This window comes from Spirulina sp. 06S082 (genome assembly GCF_034932145.1).
In the GTDB taxonomy this organism is placed as follows: domain Bacteria; phylum Cyanobacteriota; class Cyanobacteriia; order Cyanobacteriales; family Spirulinaceae; genus CCY15215.
Window position 1 is genome coordinate 1 of sequence record NZ_JAYGHV010000202.1, and the last position, 6,627, is coordinate 6,627.

The 6,627-nt window shown below is 47.8% G+C and carries 7 protein-coding genes and 1 pseudogene; 2 read left to right on the forward strand and 6 right to left on the reverse strand.

The window, feature by feature from the left end:
- Positions 1 to 311: 311 nt before the first annotated feature.
- From VB714_RS14130 to VB714_RS27455, 6 genes and pseudogenes are all read right to left on the reverse strand, one after another.
- Positions 312 to 902 (reverse strand): hypothetical protein, encoded by a 591-nt coding sequence (locus tag VB714_RS14130; RefSeq protein ID WP_323225216.1) that lies wholly within the window; start codon positions 900 to 902, stop codon positions 312 to 314.
- Positions 903 to 1,021: 119 nt separating this feature from the next.
- Positions 1,022 to 1,690, reverse strand: a complete 669-nt coding sequence (locus VB714_RS14135) for a sigma-70 family RNA polymerase sigma factor (protein WP_323225218.1) — start codon at positions 1,688 to 1,690, stop codon at positions 1,022 to 1,024.
- An 86-nt stretch (positions 1,691 to 1,776) separates the two neighbouring features.
- The gene (locus VB714_RS14140; RefSeq protein ID WP_323225220.1) at positions 1,777 to 2,328 is read right to left on the reverse strand and encodes a late competence development ComFB family protein; all 552 of its coding nucleotides are present in this window, start codon (positions 2,326 to 2,328) and stop codon (positions 1,777 to 1,779) included.
- 127 nt (positions 2,329 to 2,455) lie between these two features.
- Positions 2,456 to 3,319 carry a M23 family metallopeptidase gene (locus tag VB714_RS14145; RefSeq protein WP_323225221.1) on the reverse strand — a complete coding sequence of 288 codons (864 nt, stop codon included), beginning with the start codon at positions 3,317 to 3,319 and terminating at the stop codon, positions 2,456 to 2,458.
- Positions 3,320 to 3,378: 59 nt separating this feature from the next.
- Positions 3,379 to 3,591 (reverse strand): Hfq-related RNA-binding protein, encoded by a 213-nt coding sequence (locus VB714_RS14150; protein WP_323225222.1) that lies wholly within the window; start codon positions 3,589 to 3,591, stop codon positions 3,379 to 3,381.
- Positions 3,592 to 3,779: 188 nt separating this feature from the next.
- A pseudogene (locus tag VB714_RS27455) lies at positions 3,780 to 4,323 on the reverse strand (zinc ribbon domain-containing protein).
- Positions 4,324 to 4,418: 95 nt separating this feature from the next.
- On the opposite strand from VB714_RS27455, the gene dapF reads away from it, so the two are divergent.
- Both dapF and VB714_RS14165 read left to right on the forward strand, forming a co-directional pair.
- Positions 4,419 to 5,270, forward strand: a complete 852-nt coding sequence (gene dapF / locus VB714_RS14160) for a diaminopimelate epimerase (protein WP_323225224.1) — start codon at positions 4,419 to 4,421, stop codon at positions 5,268 to 5,270.
- 130 nt (positions 5,271 to 5,400) lie between these two features.
- Positions 5,401 to 6,552, forward strand: a complete 1,152-nt coding sequence (locus VB714_RS14165; protein WP_323225226.1) for a hypothetical protein — start codon at positions 5,401 to 5,403, stop codon at positions 6,550 to 6,552.
- Positions 6,553 to 6,627: the final 75 nt, after the last annotated feature.

Consider the following 6,627-nt stretch of genomic DNA (forward strand, 5'->3'; position numbering starts at 1 on the left):
TTAATTAGATACAGTAATTGTCCTGTTAAAAGTGCAATACAAAAGCACCCTAATTAAACAACTCCAAGGCGGTAGCGAAACTAATATAAAGCCGTCCTTATAGGACGGGGTTTCTACCCAATTTTTCGATGAATACCAACGCCAGGAAATTTCTCTTTATAACCCCTCTGGAAAGCCTTTAGGACAGGCATGGGCTTACCTTATGATGCCACCAGAGCGCGTCGAGGCACTTGGGGGTCGCTTTTTAGCCTCTGGATGCTGGAGAGGGAAACAATAATTTTTGCCAATTATTTTTTCCTTGACCTCTCTCACTATTGAGACTTAACGATCGCCGCTTTCGGAATCGCCACTACAGGGCGATCGATCGGAATCATCAGAGTATTGGTAGCGACGGGAATAGCCACTGCTGGGCGATTGATGGCGATCGTTAAACTTTCCGTGGGTATCTCAGCCGTGAAAGAAGGCTCAGATTCTGGCGTGCGGGCAAAGCGAGGGGAAAAAGACGAATTTCCCGGTAGGAAGAGAGATAACGCCGCGACCATTGTAGCGGCGATCGCGCCCCCACCCAAAATGGCAAACCGACGCAGGCGACGACGTTGGAGAGTTTGCCAGACATTAGCCGTCACTTCCTCCGTGGAATGCGCCCCCGCAGGAATCGGTAAACCCTGGATACCCTGACGCAGTTTGAGTAATCTATGATAGAGAGATTGAACCTCAGCATCGCTATCCAACCATTCTTGAACTTGTTGGCTTTGCTTTGGCGTGACCTCCCCATCAAAATAAGCGCTGAGGAGTTCAAAGCGATCGCGCTGCATCGCAGTCATTTCCACCTTCATATTAATTTTAGGGCGATCGGCATTTTCTCGAGCAGATTGTGGAGTCCGGTCATATTTATTCATCATTGTTTCCCTCCCCAAGCATTATTTTTTTTTGCGGTGGGTCATCAATTTTGGCAGATTCTATCATAAGGCGATTGCACTAGAAATTGCACCCTCGAAATTAACCGGATTTTCAAATTCCTTTAAATATCGAGATAAGACTGTAATTGCTCTTGTAACTTGCCTCGGGCGCGGGCAATTCTCGATTTGACCGTCCCCAGAGAAACCCCGGTAATTTCGGCAATTTCCTCATAAGCCAGTCCTTGAATTTCCCGGAGTACGATCGTGGTGCGAAAGGCTTCCGGTAAATCCGCGATCGCCCCTTGCAACTGCTCGTAAAACTCTCGGGTGCTTAAATTATCATTGGGACTGGGAGCATCTGAGGGGAGTTCCCAGCGCATTTCCCCATCTCCCGTATGACGAGGCGCATCCAAAGATAAAGGCGAGGCCACCCGCTTGCGCTTGCGAAGTTCGTCATAGAACAAATTCGTGGCAATACGACCCAACCATCCCTTAAACTTGAGAGGGTCTTTGAGGCGGCCGATATTGCGATAGACGCGAATCCAAACCTCTTGAGCCAAGTCCGAGCGATCTTGCCAATCCGGGGCGAGATGATAGAGAATTTTCTCTACATGGGACTGATAGCGACGCAAAAGTTCCGTGAAAGCGGCGCGTTCTGGCTTCGCGCCACTTTGACAGCGTAAAATTAAATCGTAGTTCGGTATTTTATCCAGAGACACCAGAGCTTGAGGGAGATCGGCCTCAATCTTTGACCAATGTTTTGACCAATGTGCGGAAATTGACTGACTCATGGGTTTCTCAAAGGAACACTAATTTATCCTTCCTTCTCTCAAGACCCCCTGTTTTCCGGAAAGTTCCCACCATTAAGAAGACCCATTTATTTTTTGGGCAAATCTTGTTCGTAGTTAGGGGCGTGGGCTCCGAGTAGGTTGCTAACCTGTTTGAGAACCCCCTCTCCTCCGGAAGAATTCTTCAGTTCTTGTCGCCCTTCCCCGTATTCGGGTTTTTCCAAATAGCGGGAGATGGCCTCTTGAATTTTATCAGCGAGTAGGTCTTTCAATTCTTCTTTAGCTTTTTTGCGTTGAAAACTGGCTCCTTCCTCTGTGGTGGCATAGAGGGGAGGCAAGCGATTGAGAGCATAGGCCGCAATATCCCCCACATCCAGAGATGAATCGCTGCTGGCTTCGATTTCGGCAACGCGGGTAATCGTTTCGCTTAATACCAGTTCTTCCATAACATTAATAAACTGTTTGCGCGGAACCGCCACCACTTCTCCCGTCAGCAAAGAACCCATTAGGCGATCGAGAGCCATATATTCCTCGATCGATAATTCAGAGGCCGTATCGCAGATCCGGCCCACTTCTGCTTCCATTGTTGGTGTTAAATAACCATCTTTGAGAGCTTGTTCTACGATTTTTTCTATACTCATAACGTCAGAGCCTCTAACTTGGGTTTCCATCAAAGCCATCCCTATTGTCCTGGATTATTCTCAGTGTTTAGTCACTGATTGCGGCAATCACCAAACAAGTTACCGCCTCTCCCTGCCGATCGCAATCCTATTCTAGTCCCTCAAATCGCCACGGAACGGGATCGATCGCCACGCCATCGACATAGAGACCCCAGTGAAGATGAGGCCCGGTGGCGGAGCCGGTGGAACCGACGGCACCAATTCTCTGGCCGGCTCTAACCATCTCTCCTTCGCGAACATCGATACGGCTCAGGTGGAGCATGATACTTAAAACCCCCTGTCCGTGATCGATGCCGACGGTATTACCGTGAATTTTGAATCCCTGGGATTCTCGTCCTACAAGGGCAATGCGTCCGGCGGCGGGGGCAATAACGGGGGTTCCCGTCCCTGCTGCATAGTCTACCCCGCGATGGTAATAATCGTTGGCAAAAACACCATTGTAGTAACGAAGAACGCCAAATACAGTGGAGACTCCCCCAGAAGTGGGTTTAAGTAACGGACCATTCCAGAATTTTTCGGGAGTGACCAAGGCTTTAAACGCCGCAACCCGATCGAGTTCTATTTGGGTTGCACCATTACCCCCCCCGCTTACTCGAATTCGCTGAGTATTGAAGGAGCGATCGCGCAGTGCCAAGGCAAGATTTCTCGTTTCGCCATCTCCCGATACTTTTATGTTCAATGAACCGGGGCGATCGAGGGGGGTGGTGGGAATAAAGGCGCGATAAAGGTTGCTGCGAAGAGGAAAAGCGGGGAAAGCGCGATCGCCCATTGTCACTTGGGGGCGATCGCCGGGGTTATCAACTTCGATAAAAACAGAAATGGTATCGCCCAATTGGGGATTACTCGGATTTACCCGCACGTCTAAAGCAAGGACTGGGGCAGCACAAGCCAGAATTCCTGCAGTAATCCCAGAAAGCAAAGAACCGAGTCTGTGAAAGGAATTTTGAGTCATGGATAAATCGATAAAGGGGATAAGGAATAGCACTCTGTTCAGGAAGGCAAGGAAAATCTTTATCCTTCCTTAAGTTTGTAATAAACCATTGCTTTTCGCCAGAAGGTCACTTGTCCCGATTCAGTTTCAATACAGATACAATCGGCATCTTGCCAGAAAACTTTACCTATCAGGACATCTCCCGTTACCAATTTGAATTCAACGTTTTGTTTATCGCGGACAAAGCCTTGAATCTGACGAATGCTCGGCAATCCGGTATCAAATTCAGTCATAATTCTATCAAGAACATAGGTCGCTAAGGAAACAATGGATTTTGATCGACACCGTGGGAATGCTCTTTTTTCTGCACCCATTCGGCAATTTAGGAACAATCTCCTTGACGACTCCTCTGCCTAAAGCGGTCGAGGCACGGAACAATTTAGTTCGCCAAGTGCCATCGACCAAGAGAGGCAGAGGATTCTTAAGAGATAAAAATCCTTAAAGGACTCGCCAAAAGCCCGCTAGACACTCTGGAAAAACCTTCGTGCTTACTTTTACGACCAATATTAATCGCACCATTACAGTCCGCATTAATTACAAGTCCAGCTTGAGAACGGTACAACCCACGCTTAACACGCCGACCACTAAAAGTATATTTGGTGGTGCTATTGGCTTGATAAGTCGGAATTGGGTCTCGATTGAGAGCGCTAGCCTTGCTAGTATAAGACTCTTCTTGTTCTCGATATTCAATCCCATATCGTTGACACAAAGCCGACAATTTTTGCCTCAAAAACTTTCAAGGTTTGTTGAGCAATATCGGTATGCAAAAGCCGATAATTCTCATTTCCTTTGCAAGTGTGATAGTTTGATTCGTAGCGAAGATACTTTTTTTCGGCAAAAAAGAATTGCCTTATAGAGTAAAGCCCTACATTGTAGAGGTTTTTGCTCAATCGGCAAAGGACACACAAGGCTGCATATTCTGCCTTGCTCAATCCTTTAATTTGATTCTTTTGAGTCAGGTACATTCGCCCAATCCTGTCGCTATATCGTAAAAGTATATCGATTTGTAGTCAATGTCAAGCCGTCCTTGTAGGACGGGGTTTCAGACCCAATTTTTGTGATGACCATTGAGTTTACCAAGTATCACGGTTTGGGCAACGATTTTATCTTAATTGATAATCGCGACACTCCCGAACCCCTCATTACACCCGATCGCGCCATCGCCCTCTGCGATCGCCATTTTGGGGTTGGGGCGGATGGGGTAATTTTTGCCCTTCCAGGACGAGAAAACACGGATTATACCATGCGGATCTTTAATTCCGACGGTTCGGAACCGGAGATGTGCGGCAATGGCATTCGCTGTTTGGCGCGTTTTCTGGCGGAATTGGAGGGGGGAGAAACCCCAGGACATTCTTATCGCATTCACACCCTGGCTGGGACGATTTCCCCGCAAATTGAGGAAGAAGGACGGGTTAGGGTGGATATGGGATTGCCACAACTTTTGGCGCAGGAGATTCCCACAACTTTAACCGATGCCGATGGCAAAGCGATCGCGCAGCCTTTGGAAGTGGGGGGACAAATTTGGACGGTGACTTGCGTTAGTATGGGCAACCCCCACTGCATTACCTTTGTCGAAGATGCCGAGGCGATCGCCCTCGCCGAAATCGGTCCGCAATTCGAGCATCATCCCGTTTTTCCCCAACGAACCAATACGGAATTTATTGAAATTGTTCAGCATAATTATCTAAAAATGCGGGTTTGGGAACGGGGTGCGGGGGCGACTCTCGCTTGCGGGACGGGAGCCTGTGCCACAGTAGTCGCAGGAGTTTTGAACGGGAAATGCGATCGGCAAACCACCGTCGAACTTCCAGGAGGATGTTTAGATATCCACTGGTCGGCGGAAAATGGGCGCGTTTATATGACCGGACCCGCAGAAGCAGTTTTTAGGGGCAAATATGAAGATCGGGAATAAATTTGACAGTTTCCTAAACTCTATTCCCCATTTCGTCATTGATAATTGATAATTGAGGTCGAGGGACGGGACCATCGCATTGTTCTTTGTCCAATCGACCTATCGATCATTGAAAAAGGGAGAGATTGCTGTGAGTGGAGGTATTTATCTCATTCAGGGAGACTATCACTTGGTCGCCATGAATGAACGGCCTTACGATTCGGAAGCATTGCTACAAGAATTGCTCGATAAATATCCCAACTTGTTAGGACTCGATCGCCCTGACGACGCTGTTGGGCCAGACTGGCTGATTGTCAAGCGCACGGGCAGCATTCCGACGGAAGATATTCGCATTGAACGTTGGTCTCTCAATCATCTTTTTCTGGATCGCAAGGGAATTCCTACCCTTGTCGAAGTTCAGCCTGATGATGAGGATGACATTCGCAAGGAAACCATCGGGCAAATGCTCGACTATGCTGCAAATGCTGCCGTATATTGGCCGGTTGAGTCAATTGTGGAACAGTTTGAAATTAACTGTCGCCGTCAAAATCGCGATCCTGAGCAAGTTTTTGAGGATTTTCTCGGCACGGACATCGACGAGAGGGAGTTTTGGCAACGGGTCAAAACGAATCTACAAGCGGGAAAAATTCGCTTGATCTTTGTTGCCAATCGCATTCCACCGGAAGTACAACGGGTGGTGGAATTTCTCAATAAGCAAATGGATCCGGCAGAAGTTTTGGCTGTGGAAATCAAGCAGTACATTAGTCCGGAACATGGCATGAAAACTCTCGTTTCTCGGGCGATCGGGCAAACTGTGGAGGCGCGTCAGAAAAAATCCAGTACAACTCGCGAACGACGACGACGCTGGGAGGAAAATTCCTTTTTCTCTGAATATCTGGCTCGCTATGGTGAGGATGAAGCGGCGCTAGTCCGCGAGATCTATGATTGGGTCAATGAAATTCCTCATCTCCATCTGCAATGGGCAACAGGGGATACTTATGGCGGATTTGGTGCTAGGTTTACCACTGCCAATGGTCTGACAGAATTATTCTTTGTTGGCATTGATGGCACGATTCAAATTGTGTCTGATGTTTATGCAGCTTTGTCTCCTTTTGATGAGGAGGAAGAATGGAATGAATTGCGAAATCGTTTGAGTTCAATTGGTTTGGCATTACCCATCGATCCCAGTGAAAAGCGGTTGCCCAATATTCACTTGTCAACATTGCCGAATGAAGAGGCGTTAGAGCCAGTTCTTAGTACCTTTGACTGGATTATCGCGCGAGTTAGAGAAGAAACTGTTTAGTTTTTTTGGGGAATCGGCAACAGAGAGGAATGCAATTAAGATTTTTTAAACGCTGGGTTGGCGCGATCGCGATCG

Bases quoted from the DNA above. Each gene is read 5' to 3' on its own strand.
- VB714_RS14130 (WP_323225216.1), bottom strand. From the start codon at position 902: ATGATGAATAAATATGACCGGACTCCACAATCTGCTCGAGAAAATGCC.
- VB714_RS14135 (WP_323225218.1), bottom strand. From the start codon at position 1,690: ATGAGTCAGTCAATTTCCGCACATTGGTCAAAACATTGGTCAAAGATT.
- VB714_RS14140 (WP_323225220.1), bottom strand. From the start codon at position 2,328: ATGAGTATAGAAAAAATCGTAGAACAAGCTCTCAAAGATGGTTATTTA.
- VB714_RS14145 (WP_323225221.1), bottom strand. From the start codon at position 3,319: ATGACTCAAAATTCCTTTCACAGACTCGGTTCTTTGCTTTCTGGGATT.
- VB714_RS14150 (WP_323225222.1), bottom strand. From the start codon at position 3,591: ATGACTGAATTTGATACCGGATTGCCGAGCATTCGTCAGATTCAAGGC.
- dapF (WP_323225224.1), top strand. From the start codon at position 4,419: ATGACCATTGAGTTTACCAAGTATCACGGTTTGGGCAACGATTTTATC.